Annotated in this window: 2 protein-coding genes; both read right to left on the reverse strand. The window is 35.3% G+C overall.

Features of this window, described 5'->3' with window-relative positions:
- Nucleotides 1-272, reverse strand: a 272-nt coding sequence (locus WGMM_RS01210; RefSeq protein WP_240991823.1) for a hypothetical protein, incomplete at its 3' end; no start/stop codon positions are given.
- Between the two features lie 123 nt (nt 273-395).
- On the reverse strand, nt 396-2,846 hold the full coding sequence (gene topA / locus WGMM_RS01215) for a type I DNA topoisomerase (protein ID WP_038248833.1): 2,451 nt from the start codon (nt 2,844-2,846) through the stop codon (nt 396-398).
- Between the last annotated feature and the right edge of the window lie 119 nt (nt 2,847-2,965).

Consider the following 2,965-nt stretch of genomic DNA (forward strand, 5'->3'; position numbering starts at 1 on the left):
CACTTAAAAAGCTCATGGTACTCAAACACATTTTGCGACTTTGAATCATCATCATATATTATTCTAACAGGCTCTAATATTAGTTCTCCTGTTATCGGGCAAAGCAGACCACTTTCTTCAAAGCAATTATTACCTTTTTCAATCGCCTTCTCAATATACTTACCTATTAAACGCTCACAGTCTGCTAATTCATCATTGTTCTTACTATATTTCTCAAAAATTTTATATAAATCATAATGTTCAATGTTATTTAACATAATTTTACTTCGCAAATTATAAAAAGGCTAATATATGTACTAAAAATAGAACTTACAAGTATTTTCTTCAATTATAAGATACAATACCTCAACTTATTTTATTTATAAAAAAGTTATAAATATATACCTTTTAAGTATTTACTTCTTACCCTTAATCAACTCTAAAGCCTTCTTCAAAACTATGCTTTCAATATCTGCACTCTTGTCCAAAGCAACGTTTGTTTTACCGCATTTTATATAGAATCCGTACCTACCGTTGCAGATAAAAACTTCTTTTGCCTTTTCATTAACCCCGAGAGATTTTAACTCTTTGCGTGGACTGTTTGCAATAATTTGTACAACTTCGCTCAATTCTGTATTCAGCACCTCTTTGGAGCTTTTCTTAAGAGAAAAGTATCTACCATCATACAAAATACAGTACCCAAATCGCCCAAGGTCTATTTTTACTTCCTTTCCGGTTTCAGGGTGTTCTCCGATTATTTTTGGCAAGGAAAGTAACTGAGTAGCGGTGCTCAGATCAATATCATTAACATTTATATCTTTTGGTATAGAAACCGCCTTTTTCTTTTCTGACTCATTATTAAACTGCAGGTAAAGCCCAACAGGACCTTTTTTAATTACTACCTGTTGTCCTGTTATATCATCTATACCTAAACTTTTTGGATATTCTGAATTGTCGTTACTACCTGTAATTTCTTTTGTATGGTTGCATTCAGGATAGTTAGAACATCCAAGGAACACCCCGGCTTTTCCAAAGTTCAATTTCAATATGCCACCTAAGCAATCAGGACATTTCGTATTCACCTCTTTTTTTCCTTCTTCTGAACAAAACCAATCGATTACCAAATCGTGAATGCCGCTGAAAACTTCATCATGCGTCATTTGCTTGACAGAGTTTACATGACCAAAAAATGGCACCCAAAAGTGGCCTAATTCTTTTTTCCAATCTGCATGTCCGTTTGAAATTAAATCAAGCTTCTCTTCCATTTGTGCTGTGAAATCATACTCTACACAACGCTGAAAAAAAGTTTCTAAAAATATAGTAACGATTTTACCGCGGCTGCTTGGAATAAACCTTTTGCTATCCAATGAAACGTACTCACGATCTTGTAATACCGAAATAATTGTTGCATAAGTTGATGGTCGACCTATACCGATTTCTTCCATTTTTTTTACGATACTTGCTTCACTATAACGAGGTGGCGGTTGAGTGAAATGTTGTTTTGGCTCAACTGAAATCAGCTTACACGCTTCCCCTTCCTTCATGGCAGGTAGCAGGCCTTCATTTTCGGCTTCTATGTTATCTTGGTAGACTCTATAAAAACCACCAAAGAATATACTCGACCCACTTGCTCGCAGAACTACTTTTTGATCAGTAGAACTAATTTCAACTAGCACTTGATCAAGGATCGCCGACTCCATTTGACTTGCAATGGTCCTTTTCCAGATTAAATCATACAATTTAAATTGCTCTGGCGTTAAGTAATCCTTAATACTACCCGGCGTTCTATTGCTATCAGTTGGACGAATTGCTTCATGTGCTTCTTGAGCATTTTTGACCTTTTTTACATATTTACGAGGAGACTGCGGTAAATATTTATCACCATATAATGACTTAATTGATCCTCTAATTGAGTTTATAGCCTCATCTGCAATATGAAACCCATCTGTACGCATGTAAGTTATCAACCCTACAGTTTCACCACCAATATCGATACCTTCGTATAAATTTTGCGCTACTCGCATAACATTTTTCACGTTAAAATACAGCTTATTTACTGCATCTTGCTGAAGACTTGAAGTAATAAACGGAGGAAGCGGGTTTCTCTTAACTTGCTTGCATTCTACTGTGCTTACGGCATATTGCCTTGACTCAATCTCCCTGACTAAGTTCTTTGCTTCTTCTTCATTCTTAATATCAAATTTTTCTAGCTTTTTATTGTCATAGTGGCTTAGCATAGCAAAAAAAGCCTCATCTTTGCTATTTTGCATTTCTGCCTTTATGCTCCAATACTCCTTTGTTATAAACTTACTAATTTCATCTTCTCGTTCGCATATAATCTTTAATGCAACAGACTGCACTCGCCCTGCAGACTTGCTCCCCGACAATTTTGTCCACAGCAGTGGTGACAAGCTAAATCCAACTAGATAATCCAAAGCTCTACGTGCTTGTTGTGCACGCACTAAATCCATATTTATTTCACGTGGATTTTTTATAGCCTCTTGTACTGCTCTTTTTGTTATCTCATTAAAGACTACTCTATAAATGTTGTTTTCATTACTGATTGCTTTCTTTTCTTTTAATGTCTCTATCACATGCCAAGCCATTGCTTCCCCTTCTCTGTCTGGGTCTGTTGCAAGATATATATCTGATGTTTTACTTGCGGCTTTTACTAACTCTTTTATATACTTTTCTGCTTTTTCAATGGTCTCATACTTTATAGCAAAATCATTATCCGGATCGACGGAGCCGTTTTTTGCTGGAAGATCTCTCACATGTCCAAAGGATGCAGCTACTTTGAACTCTTTACCCAAATATTTACCTATCGTCTTTGCTTTCGCAGGTGATTCAACTATTAATAATGCCATATTGTTAATTATTTTAGTACTTAAAGATAATATGTTGAGAAATATACAATAGAAAAGTAAAAAATATTTTAATGGTTCTTGTGAATTTTACGAACCGGGTTGTGGGACCTTTTCAGAAA

The organism is Wolbachia endosymbiont of Glossina morsitans morsitans (genome assembly GCF_000689175.1).
Taxonomy (GTDB): domain Bacteria; phylum Pseudomonadota; class Alphaproteobacteria; order Rickettsiales; family Anaplasmataceae; genus Wolbachia; species Wolbachia pipientis.